The sequence below is a fragment of the Burkholderia sp. GbtcB21 genome (assembly GCF_019091065.1).
Classification (GTDB): Bacteria; Pseudomonadota; Gammaproteobacteria; order Burkholderiales; family Burkholderiaceae; genus Burkholderia; species Burkholderia pyrrocinia_C.
The window spans coordinates 85,886-106,063 of the sequence record NZ_JAGXKA010000017.1 but is presented as its reverse complement, the minus strand read 5'-3'; the positions used below and the strand labels follow the sequence as shown (position 1 = coordinate 106,063).

The 20,178-nt window shown below is 66.8% G+C and carries 17 protein-coding genes and 1 pseudogene; 9 read left to right on the top strand and 9 right to left on the bottom strand.

Annotation, left to right across the window (positions count from 1 at the left end; all coding sequences use genetic code 11):
• Positions 1–24: 24 nt before the first annotated feature.
• Together KVT39_RS30315 and KVT39_RS30310 are read right to left on the bottom strand one after the other, a co-directional pair.
• On the bottom strand, positions 25–732 hold the full coding sequence (locus KVT39_RS30315) for a hypothetical protein (RefSeq protein WP_105391044.1): 708 nt from the start codon (positions 730–732) through the stop codon (positions 25–27).
• Positions 733–974: 242 nt separating this feature from the next.
• Positions 975–1,283 carry an H-NS family nucleoid-associated regulatory protein gene (locus tag KVT39_RS30310; RefSeq protein ID WP_034181834.1) on the bottom strand — a complete coding sequence of 103 codons (309 nt, stop codon included), beginning with the start codon at positions 1,281–1,283 and terminating at the stop codon, positions 975–977.
• A gap of 327 nt (positions 1,284–1,610) precedes the next feature.
• Between KVT39_RS30310 and KVT39_RS30305 the strand changes: the two genes are divergently transcribed.
• Both KVT39_RS30305 and KVT39_RS30300 read left to right on the top strand, forming a co-directional pair.
• On the top strand, positions 1,611–2,297 hold the full coding sequence (locus KVT39_RS30305; protein WP_217590863.1) for a response regulator transcription factor: 687 nt from the start codon (positions 1,611–1,613) through the stop codon (positions 2,295–2,297).
• 419 nt (positions 2,298–2,716) lie between these two features.
• Complete coding sequence (locus KVT39_RS30300) at positions 2,717–3,010, top strand: DUF4148 domain-containing protein (RefSeq protein WP_034181746.1); 294 nt, start codon at positions 2,717–2,719, stop codon at positions 3,008–3,010.
• Positions 3,011–3,228: 218 nt separating this feature from the next.
• On the opposite strand, the gene KVT39_RS30295 is transcribed toward KVT39_RS30300, so the two are convergent.
• The 3 genes from KVT39_RS30295 to selD all read right to left on the bottom strand — a co-directional run bounded on the left by KVT39_RS30295 (position 3,229) and on the right by selD (position 6,316).
• Entirely contained in the window at positions 3,229–4,308 is a 1,080-nt protein-coding gene (locus KVT39_RS30295; protein ID WP_217590862.1) for a purine nucleoside permease, read from the bottom strand.
• Positions 4,309–4,590: 282 nt separating this feature from the next.
• Entirely contained in the window at positions 4,591–5,181 is a 591-nt protein-coding gene (locus tag KVT39_RS30290) for a LysE family translocator (protein WP_131949174.1), read from the bottom strand.
• A 70-nt stretch (positions 5,182–5,251) separates the two neighbouring features.
• Entirely contained in the window at positions 5,252–6,316 is a 1,065-nt protein-coding gene (gene selD / locus KVT39_RS30285) for a selenide, water dikinase SelD (protein WP_105391049.1), read from the bottom strand.
• A 105-nt stretch (positions 6,317–6,421) separates the two neighbouring features.
• On the opposite strand from selD, the gene KVT39_RS30280 reads away from it, so the two are divergent.
• Positions 6,422–7,258, top strand: coding sequence for a DMT family transporter (locus KVT39_RS30280; protein ID WP_131949173.1), 837 nt, complete (start codon positions 6,422–6,424; stop codon positions 7,256–7,258).
• A 204-nt stretch (positions 7,259–7,462) separates the two neighbouring features.
• Here the strand turns inward: KVT39_RS30280 and KVT39_RS30275 are convergent, their stop codons facing one another.
• Positions 7,463–8,971: a PLP-dependent aminotransferase family protein gene (locus tag KVT39_RS30275; RefSeq protein ID WP_175749548.1), complete on the bottom strand. Its 1,509-nt coding sequence runs from the start codon at positions 8,969–8,971 to the stop codon at positions 7,463–7,465.
• Between the two features lie 126 nt (positions 8,972–9,097).
• Between KVT39_RS30275 and KVT39_RS30270 the strand changes: the two genes are divergently transcribed.
• Together KVT39_RS30270 and gabD are read left to right on the top strand one after the other, a co-directional pair.
• Positions 9,098–10,381, top strand: coding sequence for a 4-aminobutyrate--2-oxoglutarate transaminase (locus tag KVT39_RS30270; protein ID WP_105391109.1), 1,284 nt, complete (start codon positions 9,098–9,100; stop codon positions 10,379–10,381).
• Between the two features lie 85 nt (positions 10,382–10,466).
• Positions 10,467–11,936, top strand: coding sequence for an NADP-dependent succinate-semialdehyde dehydrogenase (gabD, locus tag KVT39_RS30265; protein ID WP_034181738.1), 1,470 nt, complete (start codon positions 10,467–10,469; stop codon positions 11,934–11,936).
• A gap of 115 nt (positions 11,937–12,051) precedes the next feature.
• Here the strand turns inward: gabD and KVT39_RS30260 are convergent, their stop codons facing one another.
• The gene (locus KVT39_RS30260) at positions 12,052–13,596 is read right to left on the bottom strand and encodes a PAS domain-containing methyl-accepting chemotaxis protein (RefSeq protein WP_217590861.1); all 1,545 of its coding nucleotides are present in this window, start codon (positions 13,594–13,596) and stop codon (positions 12,052–12,054) included.
• A 412-nt stretch (positions 13,597–14,008) separates the two neighbouring features.
• Positions 14,009–15,553 (bottom strand): PAS domain-containing methyl-accepting chemotaxis protein, encoded by a 1,545-nt coding sequence (locus KVT39_RS30255; RefSeq protein WP_175749549.1) that lies wholly within the window; start codon positions 15,551–15,553, stop codon positions 14,009–14,011.
• 311 nt (positions 15,554–15,864) lie between these two features.
• On the opposite strand from KVT39_RS30255, the pseudogene KVT39_RS30250 reads away from it, so the two are divergent.
• The 3 genes and pseudogenes from KVT39_RS30250 to KVT39_RS30240 all read left to right on the top strand — a co-directional run.
• A pseudogene (locus KVT39_RS30250) lies at positions 15,865–16,227 on the top strand (class I SAM-dependent methyltransferase); the annotation flags it as partial.
• A gap of 17 nt (positions 16,228–16,244) precedes the next feature.
• Positions 16,245–16,805 (top strand): GNAT family N-acetyltransferase, encoded by a 561-nt coding sequence (locus tag KVT39_RS30245; RefSeq protein WP_131949168.1) that lies wholly within the window; start codon positions 16,245–16,247, stop codon positions 16,803–16,805.
• A gap of 75 nt (positions 16,806–16,880) precedes the next feature.
• Positions 16,881–17,408, top strand: a complete 528-nt coding sequence (locus KVT39_RS30240) for a DUF523 domain-containing protein (RefSeq protein WP_217590860.1) — start codon at positions 16,881–16,883, stop codon at positions 17,406–17,408.
• A gap of 92 nt (positions 17,409–17,500) precedes the next feature.
• On the opposite strand, the gene pcaF is transcribed toward KVT39_RS30240, so the two are convergent.
• Positions 17,501–18,703, bottom strand: coding sequence for a 3-oxoadipyl-CoA thiolase (pcaF, locus tag KVT39_RS30235; RefSeq protein ID WP_131949166.1), 1,203 nt, complete (start codon positions 18,701–18,703; stop codon positions 17,501–17,503).
• Positions 18,704–19,240: 537 nt separating this feature from the next.
• Here pcaF and KVT39_RS30230 point away from each other — a divergent pair.
• The gene (locus KVT39_RS30230; protein ID WP_217590859.1) at positions 19,241–20,026 is read left to right on the top strand and encodes an IclR family transcriptional regulator; all 786 of its coding nucleotides are present in this window, start codon (positions 19,241–19,243) and stop codon (positions 20,024–20,026) included.
• Positions 20,027–20,178: the final 152 nt, after the last annotated feature.

The window sequence follows — 20,178 nt, the reverse complement described above, 5'->3', positions numbered from 1 at the left end:
GTCCGGCGTACCCGGGCCCTTTTTTCACTTCGCTCTCCACGCACGCATGAATTCCGCGGCCCCCATGCCGGGTGCGCCGCGGCCGGGCCGCTTCGCGCGCGCCATCGCCCGCGCCAGTTGCGCGCGCTGCGCGCTCACGTGCCGCGCGCAAAAGCGATCAATCACGCCGATCTGGTTTTCCATGAACGCGATCGTCTGCTCGATGCTGCTGCGCACGTTCGCCTGGGAGCACGCGAGCAGCTGATACTCCGCGATCAGCGCGCGCGCGAGTTGCCGGCGGCGCTGCACCAGTGCCTGCACGTACAGTAGTTGCGGGTCGGACAACGGCTCGACGAGTTGGGCGCACGACGGATGCTGATCGAACTTGCAGGCCAGTTCCGTCAGCAAACGGGCGCGCGCCCCTTTTCGGTCGAGCGGAATCTCGACCGCGCCCGCGAGGAAATCGCGGGCCTGATGCGGATAGGCAACGGCCACCGCCAGTCGCGCGGCCTGCAGCGCGCAAGCCGCCTCGACTTCGGCGCCGCCGGACGACTCCAGCACGACGCGCGCAGGAGCCAATCCGGCGATTGCATCGGTCATCGACTCGATGCCGAACGTCTCGTTCCGGTAGCCGAGGATCACCCTCAGCGACGAGACGCCGACCTCAACCGTCTCGTACGTCACGCTGATGCCGACAAACACGCGCTCGGGCGCCAACGCCTCGCCGTGCTGTTGCGCTGCTCGATCGCTCATACGAATTCGCTCCTGATCTCGCCCTTCAGTCCGGCCGGGAAAAAATTGGGACACCGATGTTCGTCACTAGAACTGTCACAATCGAAATGTAATATTTCAGATGGAACTGGTTCCATCCGCTTCGCTTCGTCATCCCGGGGTGATTGCGCGATCGATCTTCCGAACACGCCGCGACGCCGATGACAGGCCGCCGCGTCGAAGCTCCCCGAGACCGACATGACGCATCTTCAAAAATCCGATGATCAGGAATCCTCAGACTTAATGGGCGATATCGCATCGATCAGGAACCGGTTGCGATCCTGACCACGCAACCATGCCGGCTCCCGGCCCACGCCGGACCACGTCCGCCCGGTCCGCGGGTCGAAATACTTTGCCCGGCGCTTCCTGAGGCCGGTCGCACCGGCCGGAAACACCTCGTTGTGGGTGAACCCGAATTCCTCGATACAGCGCCGGACTTCGAGCAGCACGACCTCCGATATGGCGAGACGCTCGCGTTGCAGTTGCTCTTCGAGCAAGGCCTTCTTTTCCATGAATGACTTGTATATCAGCATGCGATGTTCCCCAAACTCGCCCCTTCGCCGGAACTCCACCGAGGCGGTGCCGCTACATCGAAGCGTAATCGCGCCACCGTTTCGCATTGACAACATTTGTCAACAATAGTGGTTATTAATTGATCTCACATGCGCCAATGAAAGCGATTTCGACGCTATAGCAGCCGCCTTATGCGTTCAAAATTGTTGACAATTTAATGACGTAACGATGCGAACATGCGCGGAAATTCGCCGGTCGCCACTCGGCCTCACACGGGACATAAGAACCCTTCCACCCACGCTCGACGCAGCACGATCGACCTGCTCGCTTACAAAGGAGTGCAAAACATGAATGTTCTATATCTCGAGGACGACAGCGCATACGTCGAAGCGATCACCGAAATACTGGAGAAATCGGGACACCACGTGCATACGGTCGGCAACGGCTTCCAGGCAATCCGCCATCTGGAGAACGCGGTGGTCGATCTGCTGATTCTCGACTGGCAAGTGCCGGGCCTGTCGGGGTTCGAGGTGCTGAAATGGACGCGGGAACGCATCGGCGGGCGCCTGCCGATCCTGTTTCTGACGCATCGCGCGCGAGAGGACGAGATTCTCTCCGCGATCAATGCCGGCGCCGACGATTACATGGTCAAGCCGATCAGCCATTTCGAACTGCTGGCGCGCACCAACGCGTTGCTGCGGCGCGCGTATCACAGCGGCGGTGCGCCGCTGGACACCCTCGATATCGGCGGCTACCGGATCGATACGAAGGCACGGACGGTACGGCTCAATGGCACGCAGATCAAGCTGACGCCGCGCGAATTCGATCTCGCCGTGCTGCTGTTTCGTAACATCGGGCGCATCATGCCGCGCGATGCGCTGATCCTTTCGCTGTGGGGCCGCGACATGACCCGCGTATCCCGCAGCCTCGACACGCACATCTATCGATTGCGGATAAAGCTGGCGCTCCAGCCGTCGAACGGCGTGCGGCTCAGCGCGGTCTACACGCTCGGCTATCGTCTCGAAGCGATCTGACTCCCGCATGCGCGCTGCGATGCGTCGGGCCGGCCCGACGACCGGTTCCCGCCGCGCACCGCATGCTCCGCGCCGCCATTGTTCCGCCACGCGCAAAGGATCAGTGCGCCAGCGCGGAAGACCGCGCCGCGCACATGGCGCGCCGCCCCGCATGGCCAGCGGCCTGCAGCCCCGCGGCACAAGGCTCGCGACGATATCCTCACGGTCCGTGCGGATAACGATTGTTCCAACCTGACGACAATTCAATTCGCGGCAGCGCCATTTATCGCGCTGCTGCCGGCCCCTAGAGTAAACCCAGTCGCGCACACCGTTGCGCATCGAACCGATCCCTGGAGCAGGCGCCGACTCCGACGCAATGCAAACACGGGATCCGAGCCGGGCACTGAAGCGCCGGCCTATCTCGATACAGGAGTTACGTCATGAACCGCCGCACCCTTCTCTCCGCCGTCACCCTCGCACTCGCCGTGTCCGCACCGGCCTTCGCCGATTCGGGCACGCCGCACGCCGGCGACTACAGCAACACGTCGTGGTACACGCAGCACAACGGTCCGCGCACGCGCGCCGAAGTGAGCGCGGAAGTCGAACAGGCGCGCCGCGACGGCACGCTCGCGTACCTGCGCAAGGCGACTTCGTATCCGCAAGGGCTCGAACTCGCACAAGGCCCGTATCGCTCGATGCCGGAAAGCAACCAGCTCGCCGGCGGAGGCCGGTAAACGCGCAACGCCGCGCAGCGGGTCGCCCCGTGCGCGGCGTCGCGAACCACCCATCGACGACTCGCTGAGTCAGTTAGTTGCAGGAGCACATGATGAACGACCAACTTCCTTCGCCGCTCGATCACTGGGACGACACCACACCGGTCTGGACGCCGTTCCGTTCGGCCCCGCACTCGCATTGACCGCCGGCTGAGTCGTCGTCAGGCCACGTCTGGCCATCAGCGGCGCGGCACGCCGTCGCGCCATTCGCCCCAGTCCGTCACGATGTCCTGCACGAGCGGATTGCCCGCGCGGTACAGGTTTTCGGTCGCCGGCGCGAAACCGCCCTGGTCTGCGTAGTTCAGCAGGTTGTCGGCGCTCGTCTGCCCCGCATACGGCCGGTCGAAATCGGACCCCGTGCGCAGCACCGCGACGCGCGACAGGTCGACCCGCTTCACGCTCGCCGCGCGCTTGAGCGCTTCGTACGTCGCGTTGTCTTCCTGAGCGGTCATGCAGTAAGTGCCCTTGCCGTCGGTCAGGATCTTCGTCCACTGGCGCGCGCGCTCGCCGATCAGCGTGCCCGAGAACCACGTGTTGCCCGATGACGTGTCGCACTGGATCACCGTCGGCGGCCGGTTCGCCGGCGCATACGTGAACTTCGCGCGCGCGGCCTGCGCCTGCGCGCTGTCGGCGAGCACGACGTTGCGCGACAGCGCGTACGCGGCGTCGGTCAGTTGCGGATTGAGCTGGAACACTTCGGTGCGGTAGTCGAGCGGCGGCTTGTCGTTCGGGCTCTTCGTGTTGATGCCGAGAAAGCCCGTGTTCCAGCCGGACGGAATCTCGCGCGCATCGAGTTCCCACTGCAGGCTGAAATCGACGAGGTACTTCGACCACGCGGCGGACCCGACCGTGCCTTGCGCGGGGTCGACACCCGCGATACCGGAGATCAGGAAATACGTGCGGCGCAGATCGAAGCGCTGCGAGAACGTGAGCGCCATGATCGTCGCCGACGCGTTCGCATAGCCCATGCCGGTCGTCACCACGCACACGTCCTGCTTGTTGCAGTGGACAGCCGGATAGTCGGGCGACAGGCCCGGCACGGCGATGTCGCGCCACGGGCCGATCCGGTCGAGCCAGGCCTGGCCCTCCGGACCGAACATCGTGATGATCATGACCTTGACCGGGCGGCCCTGTGCACCGGTCTCGGCAAATGCAGTGTTGCCCGCGTTGTTGCCCTGGTTGTCCTGCGCGATCGACGGCGCGGTCGCACAGGCCGCGAGCGAGAATGCGGCGGCGGAAAGAATGGAGCGAGTCAGCATCGGCGTCCCTTGTTTCGATGATGTTGGGTGAGAACGGCTCTCGGAGACTGCGCGAAGGAGTATAGAACGGGCCCGCGCGATGCGGAACCCGGCTACGAAACGGCTGGCCGTGTTTCGTGCGACGGTGCGCGTGTTGCGCAATGCGATGTGCGTCGTCGGTTTCGCACCATCGCCGTGCACGACAACCATCAGGAATGCTATCCGGTTGGCAGGAACGCATGCCCGCCGACATGCCTCTGCGCATCACCCCGTCGACGTCGCCTTCGGCCGGCTCCCGAACCGTTACACGCGCACGAGCCCCGCGACGCCATAACCGAGCACGACCAGCGCGGCGACCACATGGCTCGCCGCGAGCCACCCCGGCGACTTCACGACGCGCCCGATCGCACTGCCGCCGAATGCGAACACGAGCTGCCCCGCGAGGCTGCCGGCAAACACGCACGCGGCACCGAAAAGCCAGTGCCGATGCGCACCGGCGGCAGCCGTCGCATAGCCATAGAACAGCAGGATAGTCAGCGGATTCGCGAGCGTGACGAAGAACATCGATGTGAACGGGCGATTGCCCGGCGGCGGCGCATCGCCGTCGAGCGTGCGGCGCCGGTCTCTCAACGCCAGCCACAGCATCCGTGTGCCCATCGCGAGCAACACGAACGCGCCGATGGTACGGAACACCGACAGGTGCGACGCGAGCGTACTCGCGAGCATCGCGCCGATCGTGAACGCGACGACCGCATAACAACCGTCGGCAGCCGCCACGCCCACCGCCGCACGCACGCCGGTGGCGGTGCCGGCACGCATGCCGTAGTTCGCGATCATCAGCGCGACGGGCCCGACCGACAGCGCGATCGTCAGCCCGAACAGGAAATCGCTCATCGGTCGTCGACGCCGTCAACGAAAGGCATCGATTCCAGCGGCAGCAAAATATCCGCAGGAAGAGCGGTGATCAAGCCACCTCGACCCGCGCCGCCCCGTCCACCATCTCGCCGATCACGGCCGCGCGGTCGAAGCCGTCGGCGCGGAAGCACGCGAGGACTTCGTCGACCGCTTCCGGCGCGCACGCGACGAGCAGGCCGCCCGACGTCTGCGGATCGGTCAGCAGCGCCTGTGCAACGGCCGGCAGGCCGTCGGCGAGCCGCACGTCGGTGCCGTACGCGGCCCAGTTGCGGCCGGATGCGCCGGTGAACACGCCGTCGGCGACGAACGCCTCGACACCCGTGAGCCACGGCAGCGATGCGTAGTGCACGCGCGCGGTGAGATGCGCGCCGCGCGCCAGTTCGAGCGTATGGCCGAGCAACCCGAAACCCGTGACGTCGGTCAGCGCGTGCACGCCCGGCAGCGCGGCAAGCTCGGCACCCGGCCGGTTCAGCTTGGTGGTCGTCGCGACCATCTGCGCGTAGCCCGCCGCGTCGAGCTGGTTCTTCTTCAGCGCGGCCGACAGCACGCCGACGCCGAGCGGCTTGCCGAGCACGAGCACGTCGCCCGCGCGCGCGGCCGCGTTGCGCTTCACGCGCGACGGATGCACGACGCCGATCGCCGCGAGCCCGTAGATCGGCTCGACCGAATCGATCGAATGGCCGCCCGCGACCGGAATGCCGGCGTCCGCGCACACCGATTCGCCGCCGCGCAGCACGGCCGCGATCGTCTCGTGCGGCAGCACGTTGATCGGCATCCCGACCAGCGCGAGCGCAAGGATCGGCTTGCCGCCCATCGCGTAGACGTCGGACAGCGCGTTGGTCGCCGCGATACGGCCGAAGTCGAACGGATCGTCGACGATCGGCATGAAGAAGTCGGTGGTCGCGACGATCGCCTGCTCGTCGTTGAGACGGTAGACGGCCGCATCGTCGGACGTCTCGGTGCCGACCAGCAGGTCCGGGAACAGCGCGGGCGGTGTCGCACGCTTCAGCAGTTCGGACAGCACGCCCGGCGCGATCTTGCAGCCGCAGCCGCCCCCGTGCGACAGGCTCGTGAGGCGCGGAACGGCAGGCTGGGCTTGGGTGGCTTCGGTCATTGTCGGCATCCGGTGAATAACAACGCTCCATTATCGACAATTCCGCGCGAGCGCGCCCGATACCCACATAATTGTCGGCGCCTGCCTTCGTCCGCCCCTTCATTCATGGATCACCTGTTCATCGGCCTCGTACTGTGCTCCGCGCTGCTGCACGCCATCTGGAACGCGTTCCTGCACGTCAGCGAGGACCGGCTCGTCCAGCTCGGCACGATGTCGCTGCCGTATCTCGCGTTCGGCATCGCCGGCGCCGTGCTGCTGCCCGCGCCGCTGCCCGCCGCCTGGCCGTATGTCGCCGCATCTGCCGCGCTCGAGGTCGCGTACTGCTTCACGCTCGCGCGCGCCTACCGCAGCGGCGAGTTCGGGCAGATCTATCCGATTGCGCGCGGGATGTCGCCGCTGCTCGTATCGGTGCTCGCGTTCGCGGTGCTGCACGAGCGGCCGACGCCGTTCGGCTTCGCCGGCATCGCGCTCGTGTCGTTCGGCATCATGTCGCTCGCGCTGCGCCGCGGCTTCAGGTTCTCCGGGGAAGGCGTGCCGTATGCGCTGCTCACGGGCGTGTTCATCGCCGCGTATTCGATCTGCGACGGGATCGGCTCGCGCGTGTCCGGCAGCGCGCTCGGCTACATCGCGTGGGTGTACCTGCTGTGGAGCGTGCCGCAGCTCGTGCTCGTCTGCGCAGTGCGCGGCGGCCCGCGCGCGGTGCTCGGCTCGCGCAGCGCGCTCACGCAGGGGGCGATCGCCGGCACGATCTCGCTCGCCGCGTATGCGATCGTGATCCTCGCGTACCGGCACCTGCCGGTCGCGACCGTGTCGGCGCTGCGCGAAACGAGTTCGATCTTCGCGGTCGCGATCGGCTGGTTCGTGATGCGCGAGCGGCCCGGCGCGCAGCGGCTCGCCGCGTGTGCACTGGTCGTGGCGGGTGCGGCGCTGATCCGGTTGTAGGCGCACGGGCCGACGACCTTCGTCGCGCCGACGCCCGGGATGCGGCCCGCACATCTCGCCGCCCGCCCGTGCCTTTCTATCCGCGCCGCGGGGAGAAGGTGGCGATCGACTCGCACTGCTCCGCGACGCAGCGACACCATCGACACCATCGACCATCAACCATCAACCATCAACCATCAACCATCAACCATCAACCATCAACCATCAAGCAGCCACCGCCACCCCGCCGAACGCCCGCTCGTCGATCGCCTCGGCGAGCGTCGCGAATGCCGGCGCGATCTCGTCCTCCGGCACGCATGCATAGCCGAGCAGCAGCCCCGACGCCGCGCGCCCGCGATCCGCGTAATAGCCGGACAGCGGCCGCACGACGATATTGCGTTCGAGCGCGGCCTGCGCGACCGCGCGATCGTCGACACCTTCCGGCAATTGCGTGACGAGATGCAGCCCCGCGTCGCTGCCGAGCGCCTGCAGCGTGTCGCCGTAGCGGCGCGCAACCGCATCGAGCAGCACCTCGCGGCGCTGCCCGTACAGCGTGCGCATCTTGCGGATATGCGACACGAAATGCCCTTCCGCGATGAATTCGGCGAGCACGGCCTGCTGCAGCAACTGCCCTTCGCGATACAGCTCGGCGCTCGCGGTCGCGAAGCTTTCCGCGAGCGGTTCCGGCGCGACCAGGTAGCCGACCCGCAGCCCGGGGAACAGCGTCTTGCCGAAACTGCCGACGTAGATCACCTGCCCGGCCGTATCGAGGCCCTGCAGCGACGCGAGCGGCCGGCTGCCGTAGCGGAATTCGCTGTCGTAGTCGTCCTCGATGATCCAGCAGCCGTGCTGGCGCGCGTATTCGAGCAGCATCCGCCGCCGCGCGAGGCTCATCACCATCCCGAGCGGATACTGGTGCGACGGCGTGACGAGCATCAGCTTCGGCGGTTCGGCGAGATCGGCGGCCGACGGCGCGATGCCTTCGTCGTCGACCGGGATCGGCCGTGTGGTCAGCCCCGACACGTTCAGCACGCTGCGCACGCCCCAGTAGCACGGGTCCTCGGTCCAGATCGCGTCGCCCGGGTCGGTCAGGAGCCGCACCGCGAGGTCGATCGACTGGTGGATGCCGGTCGTGATCACGATCTGCTCGGGTGTGCAGCGCACCGAGCGCGACGTGCGCAGGTAGTCGGCCAGCGCCTCGCGCAGCAGCGCGAGCCCGCCGCCCGGCGCATAGGTCAGCAGGTCGGGGCGCAGGCGCCGCCAGTACTTGTTGTGCAGCCGCGTCCACACGCGCGCCGGAAATCGCGACACATCGGGCACGCCCGGCATGAACGCGCCGCCCTGGCGCTTCGACACGCCGGCCCCTTCGACCAGCCGCGTGCCGCGTGCGGACAGCCGCCGCGCGGACGGCACCACGACGGCCGGGCCGGCCGCCGCGTCGGGCGGCGCACCGACGATCTCGTCCGGCGCGCTGTCGGCGACGAAGGTGCCGCGGCCCGTCGCCGAGTTCACATAGCCTTCGAGCGCAAGCTGTTCGTAAACCTGCGTGACCGTGTTGCGCGCGATCCCGAGCTCGGCGGCCAGCAACCGCGACGACGGCACGCGCGTGCCGGCCGGCAGTTCGCGCGACAGGATCGCCTGTTGCAGCAACCGGTGAAGCTGCCGGTAGATCGGCTGTTCGCCGCCGCGCACGAGGCGCTGCGCCAGCCAGTCCGACAACACGCTCGCGCGCATGATTGGCTCCTGAATATTTATTGAAATGGCTCTGATTGTCAGAGCCAAATGTGATTATAGTCGCCTCCATGGGCTGTCAACGCGCCCGATTTTCTACTCACCGGAAAGAACATCAAGGAGATGACCGTGAAGAATGCCGACCTGCAGGCCCGCAAGAACGCCGCTACCCCGCGCGGCGTCGGCGTGATGTGCGATTTCTACGCAGCCCGCGCCGAGAACGCGGAACTGTGGGATGTCGAAGGCCGCCGCTTCATCGATTTCGCCGCCGGCATCGCGGTGCTGAACACGGGCCACCGCCACCCGAAGATCGTCAAGGCGATCTCGGATCAGCTGAACAGCTTCACGCACACCGCCTACCAGATCGTCCCGTACGCGTCGTACGTCGAGCTGGCGGAGAAGATCAACGCACGCGCGCCGGGCGACTTCCCGAAGAAGACCGCGTTCTTCACGACCGGCGCCGAAGCCGTCGAGAACGCGATCAAGATCGCGCGCGCAGCAACCGGCCGTCCGGGCGTCATCGCGTTCTCGGGCGGCTTCCACGGCCGCACGATGATGGGCATGGCGCTAACCGGCAAGGTCGCGCCGTACAAGCTGAACTTCGGCCCGTTCCCGGGCGACGTGTTCCACGCCCCGTACCCGACCGCGCTGCACGGCGTGACGACGGCCGACTCGATCAAGGCGATCGAGATGCTGTTCAAGGCCGACATCGATCCGAAGCGCGTCGCCGCGATCATCTTCGAACCGGTCCAGGGCGAAGGCGGCTTCAACCCGGCGCCGGCCGAATTCGTGCGCGCGCTGCGCAAGATCTGTAACGAGCACGGCATCCTGCTGATCGCCGACGAAGTCCAGACCGGCTTCGCGCGTACCGGCAAGCTGTTCGCGATGCAGCACTACGACGTGCTGGCCGACCTGATCACGATGGCGAAGAGCCTCGCGGGCGGCATGCCGCTGTCGGGCGTCGTCGGCCGTGCGGACGTGATGGACGCGGCAGCGCCCGGCGGCCTCGGCGGCACGTATGCGGGCAACCCGCTGGCGGTCGCGTCGGCGCACGCGGTGCTCGAGATCATCGACGAAGAGAAGCTGTGCGAGCGCGCCACGCAACTCGGCGACGTGCTGAAGGCGAAGCTGAACGCGCTGCAGGCGGACGTGCCGCAGATCGCCGACGTGCGCGGCCCGGGCGCGATGGTCGCGGTCGAGTTCCTGAAGCCGGGCTCGGGCGAGCCGGACGCGGAATTCACGAAGCGCGTGCAGGCGCGTGCGCTCGAGCGCGGCCTGCTGCTGCTCGTGTGCGGCGTGTACTCGAACGTCGTGCGCTTCCTGTTCCCGCTGACGATCCCGCAGGCCGTGTTCGACGAAGCGCTCGTGATCCTCGAGGAAGTGCTGAAGGAAACGGTCGGCGTGCCGGCCTGAGCTCCCGTCAACCGAATGTGCCGCCGCCGCCGTCAGGACGGCGGCGGCCGTTTCGTCCTTCATCTTCAACGCAGGCTACATACACATGAGCACGGTTCAGGAAACCCTGGCACTGAAAGATCCGTCGCTGTTCCGCCAGCAGGCGTACGTCAACGGCGAATGGCAAAACGCATCGAACGGCGAGACGTTCGAAGTCCGCAATCCGGCGACGGGCGGCCTGCTCGGCACCGTGCCGGCGATGGGCACGGCCGAGACGCGTCACGCGATCGACGCCGCGAACGCCGCATGGCCGGCGTGGCGCAAGAAGACCGCGAAGGAACGCGCGGTCATCCTGCGCAAGTGGCACGACCTGATGATGGAAAACGCCGACGACCTCGCGCTGATCCTGACGACCGAGCAGGGCAAGTCGCTGGCCGAGGCGAAGGGCGAGATCGGCTATGCGGCGTCGTTCCTCGAATGGTTCGCCGAGGAAGGCAAGCGTGTGTACGGCGACACGATCCCGACGCCGGCGAGCGACAAGCGCATCGTCGTGACGAAGGAAGCGATCGGCGTGTGCGCGGCGATCACGCCGTGGAACTTCCCGGCGGCGATGATCACGCGCAAGGTCGGCCCGGCGCTCGCGGCAGGCTGCCCGATCGTCGTGAAACCGGCCGAGGCAACGCCGTTCTCCGCGCTCGCAATGGCCGTGCTGGCCGAGCGCGCGGGCGTGCCGGCCGGCGTGTTCAGCGTCGTCACGGGCGATCCGAAGGCGATCGGCGGCGAACTGACGTCGAACCCGATCGTGCGCAAGCTGTCGTTCACCGGCTCGACGCCGGTCGGCCGCCTGCTGATGGCGCAATGCGCGGCGACGGTCAAGAAGGTGTCGCTGGAGCTCGGCGGCAACGCGCCGTTCATCGTGTTCGACGACGCCGATCTCGATGCGGCCGTGCAGGGCGCGATCGCATCGAAGTACCGCAACAGCGGCCAGACCTGCGTGTGCACGAACCGCTTCTACGTGCATGAAGCCGTGTACGACCAGTTCGCGCAGAAGCTCGCGGCGGCGGTCGGCCAGCTGAAGGTCGGTCGCGGCACCGAGCCGGGCGTCACGCAAGGCCCGCTGATCAACGAAGCGGCCGTGCTGAAGGTCGAGGCGCACATCGAGGACGCGCTCGCGAAGGGCGCGACCGTCGTGACGGGCGGCAAGCGCCACGCGCTCGGCCACGGCTTCTTCGAGCCGACCGTGCTGACGGGTGTCACGCCGGCGATGAAGGTCGCGAAGGAAGAGACGTTCGGGCCGCTCGCACCGCTGTTCAAGTTCGGCAGCGACGACGAGGTGATCCGCCTCGCGAACGACACCGAGTTCGGTCTGGCCGCGTATTTCTACAGCCGCGACATCGGCCGCGTGTGGAAGGTCGCCGAAGCGCTCGAATACGGGATGGTCGGCGTGAACACGGGCCTGATCTCGAACGAAGTCGCGCCGTTCGGCGGCGTCAAGCAGTCGGGCCTCGGCCGCGAAGGCTCGCACTACGGCATCGACGACTACGTCGTGATCAAGTACCTCTGCCTCGCGGTGTGACGGTTCAGCGCCTGTCGCTTCTGTGACGGGCGCTGACCGCCCGGCCGGAACCGGGCGGTCCGACGCGGGCCGGTGCCCCTCTCCGCCGCGCCCGCGTCGCCTCTCCTCCCCGCGATCAGCGGAACACGTTCACCGCATCCACGAGCCGCTGCGCCTGCTGTTTCAGGCTTTCCGACGCCGCCGTGCTCTGCTCGACGAGCGCCGCGTTCTGCTGTGTGATGTTGTCCAGGTGCACGACCGCCTGATCGACCTGCGCGACGCCCGTGCTTTGCTCGGCCGTCGACGAGCTGATCTCCGCGATCAGGTCCGACACGCGCTTCACCTGCGTGACGATGTCCTCCATCGTCTTGCCCGCGCCGTCGACGATCCGCGCGCCCGATTCGACCCGCTCGACGCTCGCGCCGATCAGCGTCTTGATCTCCTTCGCCGCGTTCGCGCTGCGCTGCGCGAGCGCCCGCACCTCGCCCGCGACCACCGCGAAGCCGCGCCCCTGATCACCCGCGCGCGCGGCCTCGACCGCCGCATTCAGCGCGAGGATGTTGGTCTGGAATGCGATCCCGTCGATCACGCCGATGATGTCCGCGATCTTGCGCGAGCTGTCGGTGATGTCGTTCATCGTCGCGACGACCTCGCTCACCGCCTGCCCGCCGCGCCCGGCCGCTTCACTGGCCGATACCGACAACTGATTCGCCTGCAGCGCCGTCTCCGCGTTGCTCGACACGGTCGCCGTCATCTCGGCCATCGACGCGGCCGTCTGCTGCACGCTCGTCGATGCCTGCTCGGTACGCGCGCTCAGGTCGTTGTTGCCCTGCGCGATCTCGTTGCTCGCACGCTGCACGTTGTGCACCTGTTCGCTGACGTCGTCGACGAGCCAGCGGAACATCAGCCCGAGCTGGTTGATCGTGCGCAGCGTCATGCCGATCTCGTCGACGCGGTTCATCCGCACGCCGCTGCGGCTCTCGCCGGTCGCGACGCGCAACGCCTCGTCGCGCAACTGCATGAGCGGCCGCGCGATCTGCGCATCGAGCCACAGGCCCGCGGCAACGGCGGCGCCTGCCGTTACCGCCGCGAACGCCGCAAGCGGGCCGCCGGCCAGCCCGCATGCCCAGCCGCCGGCCACCATCACCGGCGCGAGTACGCACAGCGACGCATGGAGCCGCGCGCGCACCGACATCGTCTGGAACAGCGACGTGAAACCCGCAATGCCCTTGCGGACGATCAGCCCCTTGTGAAAATGCCGGTTGCCCGCGTGCCCTTCGCGGAATTCCTTGTACAGCGCCTCGGCAGCGGCGATCTCGTCGCGCGACGCATTCGTGCGCACCGACATATAGCCCTTCGGCTGCCCGTTGCGCATCACCGGCACCGCGTTCGCGCGCACCCAGTAATGATCGCCGTTCTTGCGGCGGTTCTTCACGAGCGCGGTCCACGGCTCGCCGCCCTTGAGCGTCGCCCACATGTCGGCGAATGCCTCCTTCGGCATGTCCGGGTGGCGCACCACGTTGTGCGGCTGACCTTCGATCTCGTCGGGAGAAAATCCGCTGACCTGGATGAATGCCGCGTTCGCGTACGTGATATGGCTGTCGGCATCGGTTGTCGACATCAGCGTCGCATCGTCGGGGAAATCGAATTCGCGTTGCGTGACGGGCTGGTTATTGCGCATGGTTGTGGAGCTCCGGGTAGCGGATCTTGCGCCCGCTTGTCGATTGATTCGCGACCCCGCGCATTGCGGTCGATCCGCAAGCGCGTGGGTCATGCTCCTGCACTTTCGGCAAATTCGGCAAAAACATTATGCCGAATTCGCAAAAATATGCATTAAATGTGCATCAACGGGTTTCACCAAATAATTTGTTTATTGATGAAATTAAACTCCAGGCCATGCAACGGTTTGACGGGTATTCGTCTGATCATTGCAGGTAATCCCTTCGGCTCGATTCAATGCATAAACGCAAAATATGAAATACGAATATTTCTCGTTTTGCGTATTTCGATTGAATCGGAAAACCCGAACGCACATGGCAGGCGATGGCCGCCATTCATTGATCGGGCACGCACATCGCGCGCGCCCCCGACGATCACCTGAACACGTTCACCGCATCGACCAGCCGCGTCGCCTGCTGTTTCAGGCTCTCCGACGCCGCCGTGCTTTGCTCGACGAGCGCTGCGTTCTGCTGCGTGATGTTGTCCAGGTGCACGACCGCCTGATCGACCTGCGCAACCCCCGTGCTTTGCTCGGCCGTCGACGAGCTGATCTCCGCGATCAGGTCCGACACGCGCTTCACCTGAGCGACGATGTCCTCCATCGTCTTGCCCGCGCCGTCGACGATCCGCGCCCCCGACTCGACCCGCTCGACGCTCGCGCCGATCAGCGTCTTGATCTCCTTCGCCGCGTTCGCGCTGCGCTGCGCGAGCGCCCGCACTTCGCCCGCGACCACCGCAAAGCCGCGCCCCTGTTCGCCCGCACGCGCGGCCTCGACTGCCGCATTCAGCGCGAGGATGTTGGTCTGGAACGCGATCCCGTCAATTACTCCGATGATGTCCGCGATCTTGCGCGAGCTATCGGTGATGTCGTTCATCGTCGCGACGACCTCGCTCACCGCCTGCCCGCCGCGCCCGGCCGCATCGCTCGCCGACACCGCGAGCCGGTTGGCCTGCAGCGCGGTTTCCGCGTTGCTGTCGACGGTCGCCGTCATCTCGGCCATCGACGCGGCCGTTTCCTGCACGCTCGACGCCGCCTGCTCGGTGCGCGCGCTCAGGTCGTTGTTGCCCTGCGCGATCTCGTTGCTCGCACGCTGTACGTTGTGCACCTGTTCGCTGACATCGTCGACGAGCCAGCGGAACATCAGCCCGAGCTGGTTGAGCGTGCGCAGCGTCATGCCGATCTCGTCGACGCGGTTCATCCGCACGCCGCGCCGGCTCTCGCCGGTCGCGACGTTCAGCGCCTGGTCGTGCAGCTGCTGCAGCGGCCGCACGATCTGCGCATCGAGCCACAGCCCCGCCGCCGCCGCCACGCCGACTGTCACGCCGGCAAACGCCGCGAGCCCGGCGCCGGCCAGCCCGCATGCCCAGCCCGCACCGATGACGGCCGGCGCCAGCACGCACAGCGCCGAATGAACGCGCGCACGCACCGACATCGTCTGCGACAGCGACGCAATGCGCAGCAGCCCGGTGCGGATGACCAGCCCCTTGTGGAACCGGCGCCGGCCGGCCTTGCCTTCACGAAACGCGCGATACAGCGCATCGGCGGACTCGGTCTCGTCGCGCGGCGCCCTCGTGCGCACCGACATGTAGCCTTGCGGCTCGCCGTTGCGCATCACCGGGATCGCGTTCGCGCGCACCCAGTAATGGTCGCCGTTGTTGCGGCGGTTCTTCACGAGCGCGGTCCACGGCTCGCCGCGCCGGAGCGTCGCCCACATGTCGGCGAACGCCTCCTTCGGCATGTCCGGGTGGCGCACCACGTTGTGCGGCTGGCCGACGAGCTCCTCGTTCGAGAAGCCGCTCACCTGCGCGAACGTCGTGTTCGCGTACGTGATGGTGCCGTCGGCATCGGTCGTCGACATCAGCGTGACGTCGTCGGGAAAATCGAATTCTTGTTGGGTAACGGGCTGGTTGTTGCGCATGCAAGGCTCCGAAAGGCGGATCTGTCGTCCGCGTCGCGCTGAAATCGCGCTCAGTAGCCGAAAAACGGTTTATCGCTTTACGACGGTCTTCGTTTTTACTGTCGGCAATCCGGCGGGAAACCTTACCCTTTCCTCACACAAAATATGCAATTCGGCCTGCATCATGATTTCGATCAAATAATCCGGCGATAATCGCCGCGCACGCCGGTCCGCATGTCACAACTCGCCGCACGGCGTGCCATACCGGCATCCGTTGCGAATGGCGAAACAATTCGGTCTATTCTGCTCAATTCACCCAATATTCGAATTCGATGAAAAAGGCATTGCACGAACTGAATCGGCTGCCATGGAATACGGCGACGGTCGCGCATAACAGCCATAAAGGCGATCATGCCGACTTTTTCCGCCATGGCGGCTCGACGCTGTTTCCGGAAGAACGCGAACTGCTCGGAGACGGCGCGGACGCGACGGGCGTCGACATCGCCGACGAAGCGATCGGCTTCGCGCGGCAACTGCCGGCCGACGCAGGCCTGCCCGCGCGGTTCGAGCGCGCCGACGCGCTCGACCGGATGCCCGTCGCCGCTGCGCGCGGCGAGCGCTTCGAGCGCGTGTCCACGTCGTACGGTGCGATCTGCTGGCTGCCGGGCCAGAACGCACGGGCGCGCGGGATCGCCGTGCACCGGGCGGCCGCATGACGCGCCGTACCATCGCCGAACGCGACGCGCTTTGCGCACGCACGCTCGCACGCGACGAGGTGCCGCTCGTGTGGACCATCGACCGGCGCGAGATCATCGACCACCTGTATGTGCTGCGCGACGGCGCGCTGCATCTCGTTCCCGAGTTCTACGATGTCGCCGGCTGGCCCGCCGGCGAAGCCGATCACTACACGCCGATCCTGCTCGACTGCCACGATCGCGGCGGCTGGTTCCGCGGCATGTTCGACGGCGCGCGGCTGGTCGCGGCGGTCGTCGTCGACAGCCGGCCGGTCGGCCCGTGTCGCGACATGCTGCAACTGAAGTTCCTGCATGTGAGCCGCGACTGGCGCGGCTGCGGGCTCGGCGAGCAGCTCTACCGCGCGGCCCACGCGCAGGCGCGCGCGATGGGCGCCGAACGCCTGTATGTGTCGGCGACGCCGTCGCAGCGCACGATCGACTTCTACCTGCGGCTCGGCTTCACGGTCAGCGCGTCGCCCGACCCGGCGCTGTACGCGCTCGAGCCGGAAGACATTCATCTGGAAGGGCCGACGGCCTGACGCCCCGGCATGCGGGTGACGCGTAGAATTTCCCGCTTTGCCACAGCCGCCATCGGCCGACACGGAGAGCGAAATTTGCAGAACGAACCGCAGCCGCAGGCCATGCCGAAAATCCTCGTCAGCATGTGCGTGATCGGTCATCCGGTGCGTTACAACGGCTCGGCCAAAACCGCCGCGCACGAGGCGCTCGCACGGTGGCAGCGCGAAGGGCGTCTCGTGCCCGTCTGCCCCGAGCTGGCGGGCGGCTTCAGCGTGCCGCGCCCGCCCGCCGAAATCGCGGACGGCGCATCGGGGCAGCGGGTGCTGTCGGGCGCGGCACGCATCGTCGACGTGAACGGAACCGACGTCACGGCGCCATTCGTCTCCGGCGCGCAAACCGCGCTGACGCTCGCACGCGCGCACGATTGCCGCTTCGCGATCCTGGCCGACGGCAGTCCGTCGTGCGGCAGCACCTTCATTTATGACGGGAGTTTCGCGAACCGGCGGCATGCGGGGGCCGGCGTCACGGCGGCGTTGCTTCGCCAGCACGGCATCGAGGTGTTCGCGGACACCGAGATCGACGCGCTCGACGCACGCCTCAGGCAGATATCGCAGGCCGGTTAACGACGATGCGCGGCACGACGATTGCCGTGCCGCGCATTGTTCGGGGAACGGCGAAGCGGCGCATGTCCGGCCGCTTCGCCGCGTCACGCGGGTCAGACGCGTTCGATCGCGATCGCGATGCCCTGGCCGACGCCGATGCACATCGTGCACAGCGCAAAACGGCCGTTCGTGCGATGAAGCTGGTACATCGCGGTCGTCACGAGACGCGCGCCCGATGCGCCGAGCGGATGGCCCAGCGCGATCGCGCCGCCGTTCGGGTTCACGCGCGGATCGTCGTCGGCGACGCCGAGCATGCGCAGCACCGCGAGGCCCTGCGACGCGAACGCCTCGTTCAGCTCGATCACGTCGAACTGGTCGATCGTCATGCCGAGCCGCGCGAGCAGCTTCTGCGTGGCCGGCGCGGGGCCGATGCCCATCACGCGCGGCGCGACGCCGGCCGTCGCGATGCCCAGCACGCGTGCGCGCGGCGTGAGACCGAAGCGCTTCGCGGTTTCCTCGTTCGCGAGCAGCAGCGCAGCGGCGCCGTCGTTGACGCCCGACGCGTTGCCGGCCGTCACCGAGCCGTCCGGGCGCACGACGCCCTTCAGCTTCGCGAGGGTTTCGAGCGACGTCTCGCGCGGATGTTCGTCGCGCGACACGACCACCGGATCGCCCTTCTTCTGCGGAATCGTGACGGCGACGATTTCCTCGGCGAGCGTGCCGTCCTGCTGCGCACGCGCGGCCTTCTGCTGGCTGCGCAGCGCGAACAGGTCCTGGTCGGCGCGGCTGATGTTGTAGTCGACCGCGACGTTCTCGGCCGTCTCCGGCATCGAATCGACGCCGTGAAGCTGTTTCATCAGCGGATTGACGAAGCGCCAGCCGATCGTCGTATCGTAGATGTCGGCCTGGCGTGCGAACGCGCTCGCGGCCTTGCCCATCACGAACGGTGCGCGCGTCATGCTCTCGACGCCGCCCGCGACCATCAGCGCGGCCTCGCCCGACTTGATCGCACGGGCAGCCACGCCGACCGCATCCATCCCGGAGCCGCACAGCCGGTTGATCGTCGAACCCGGCACGCCCTGCGGCAGGCCCGCGAGCAACAGCGACATGCGCGCGACGTTGCGGTTGTCCTCGCCGGCCTGGTTCGCGCAGCCGTAGATCACGTCGTCGATCGCCGTCCAGTCGACGTCGCGGTTGCGCTCGACGAGCGCCTTGAGCGGCACCGCGCCCAGGTCGTCGGCGCGCACGCCGGACAGCGCGCCGCCGTAACGGCCGATAGGGGTACGGATCGCATCACACAGAAAAGCTTCGGTCATCAATGTCTCCTGTCGATCAGAGTTAGCGCTTCAGCGCTTACTCTGATCCCATGGCGTGGTTGGCTGGAGTTGGCGCTTTAGCGCTTACTCCAGCCCCACGGCGGTCGATCAGAGTTGGCGCTTCAGCGCTTACTCTGATCCCATGGCGTGGTTGGCTGGAGTTGGCGCTTCAGCGCTTACACCAGCCCCACGGCGGTCGATCGGACTTGGCGCTTTAGCGCTTAGTCCGATCCCATGGCGTGGTTGACTCGAGTAAGCGCTTCAGCGCTTACTCCAGCCCCACGGCGGTCGATCAGAGTTGGCGCGCCAGCGCCGGCTCCGGCCACATGCAAGGCTGGGAAATGAACGGGGCGCGCCCCTTGCATAACCCGCCGGGATGCGCTTAAATGTTCTATATACGAACATAAGATCGTGTATCGAACGTTCAACGCATCATAGGGAGTGCGGGGACGACCTGTCAAGCGCCCGGTCCGCCATGCGGTTGGCGTGTCAGGCCCCATGCGCTATCTTCTCGGCTGCACGATATTCCAACCGCCCATGACAACCGAAGACACTCAGAAACCCGGCGACTCCTATGTGCAGTCGTTCGCGCGCGGCCTCGCGGTGATCCGCGCGTTCGACGCGGCGCGTCCGGAGCAGACGCTCACCGAGGTCGCGTCGGCTACCGGCCTGACGCGCGCGGGCGCGCGCCGGATCCTGCTCACGCTGCAGACGCTCGGCTACGTCGACGCCGACGGCCGGCTGTTCCGGCTCACGCCGAAGATCCTCGAGCTCGGCTTCGCGTACCTGACGTCGATGCCGTTCTGGAATCTCGCCGATCCCGTGATGGAACAGCTGTCCGCGCAGATCCACGAAAGCTGCTCGGCTGCCGTGCTCGACCGTACCGAGATCGTCTACGTGCTGCGCGTGCCGACGCACAAGATCATGACGATCAACCTGTCGATCGGCAGCCGGCTGCCCGCGTACTGCACGTCGATGGGCCGCGTGCTGCTGTCCGCGCTCGACGACACGGCGCTCGACGAAACGCTCGCGCAGAGCAACATCCGCGCGCACACGCCACGCACGATCACGGACCTCGGCGAACTGAAGGCGACGATCGCACAGGTGCGCCAGCAAGGCTGGGCCGTGGTCGACCAGGAACTCGAAGTGGGCCTGATGTCGATCTCCGCGCCGATCCGCAACCGGCGCGGGCAGATCATCGCGGCGATGAACATCAGCGGCAACGCGCAGCGGCATACCGCGAAGCAAATGGTGAAGGAGTTTCTCGGGCCGCTGCAGCAGGCCGCGCAGACGGTGTCGGAACTGGTTGCGCGGCGGGGGTGAGCGACGGGTCGACCCACACGTAGCGCGCCGACGAACCGTTTCGACGCGGGGCTTCCCGGCAAACCGCGGCAACAAGGCATCCGGCTCGATTGCCGTATCGGCGACACCACAACTCGCAAAAAAAGACGGGCAGCCTAGGCCGCCCGCTCAAT

What these genes read in the sequence shown, in the direction of transcription:
- KVT39_RS30290 (WP_131949174.1), bottom strand. Translation starts at nt 5,181, where the DNA reads ATGAGCGATTTCCTGTTCGGGCTGACGATCGCGCTGTCGGTCGGGCCC.
- pcaF (WP_131949166.1), bottom strand. Translation starts at nt 18,703, where the DNA reads ATGACCGAAGCTTTTCTGTGTGATGCGATCCGTACCCCTATCGGCCGT.
- selD (WP_105391049.1), bottom strand. Translation starts at nt 6,316, where the DNA reads ATGACCGAAGCCACCCAAGCCCAGCCTGCCGTTCCGCGCCTCACGAGC.
- KVT39_RS30275 (WP_175749548.1), bottom strand. Translation starts at nt 8,971, where the DNA reads ATGCGCGCGAGCGTGTTGTCGGACTGGCTGGCGCAGCGCCTCGTGCGC.
- KVT39_RS30305 (WP_217590863.1), top strand. Translation starts at nt 1,611, where the DNA reads ATGAATGTTCTATATCTCGAGGACGACAGCGCATACGTCGAAGCGATC.
- KVT39_RS30300 (WP_034181746.1), top strand. Translation starts at nt 2,717, where the DNA reads ATGAACCGCCGCACCCTTCTCTCCGCCGTCACCCTCGCACTCGCCGTG.
- KVT39_RS30295 (WP_217590862.1), bottom strand. Translation starts at nt 4,308, where the DNA reads ATGCTGACTCGCTCCATTCTTTCCGCCGCCGCATTCTCGCTCGCGGCC.
- KVT39_RS30255 (WP_175749549.1), bottom strand. Translation starts at nt 15,553, where the DNA reads ATGCGCAACAACCAGCCCGTTACCCAACAAGAATTCGATTTTCCCGAC.
- KVT39_RS30315 (WP_105391044.1), bottom strand. Translation starts at nt 732, where the DNA reads ATGAGCGATCGAGCAGCGCAACAGCACGGCGAGGCGTTGGCGCCCGAG.
- KVT39_RS30245 (WP_131949168.1), top strand. Translation starts at nt 16,245, where the DNA reads ATGACGCGCCGTACCATCGCCGAACGCGACGCGCTTTGCGCACGCACG.
- KVT39_RS30260 (WP_217590861.1), bottom strand. Translation starts at nt 13,596, where the DNA reads ATGCGCAATAACCAGCCCGTCACGCAACGCGAATTCGATTTCCCCGAC.
- KVT39_RS30280 (WP_131949173.1), top strand. Translation starts at nt 6,422, where the DNA reads ATGGATCACCTGTTCATCGGCCTCGTACTGTGCTCCGCGCTGCTGCAC.
- KVT39_RS30310 (WP_034181834.1), bottom strand. Translation starts at nt 1,283, where the DNA reads ATGCTGATATACAAGTCATTCATGGAAAAGAAGGCCTTGCTCGAAGAG.
- gabD (WP_034181738.1), top strand. Translation starts at nt 10,467, where the DNA reads ATGAGCACGGTTCAGGAAACCCTGGCACTGAAAGATCCGTCGCTGTTC.
- KVT39_RS30230 (WP_217590859.1), top strand. Translation starts at nt 19,241, where the DNA reads ATGACAACCGAAGACACTCAGAAACCCGGCGACTCCTATGTGCAGTCG.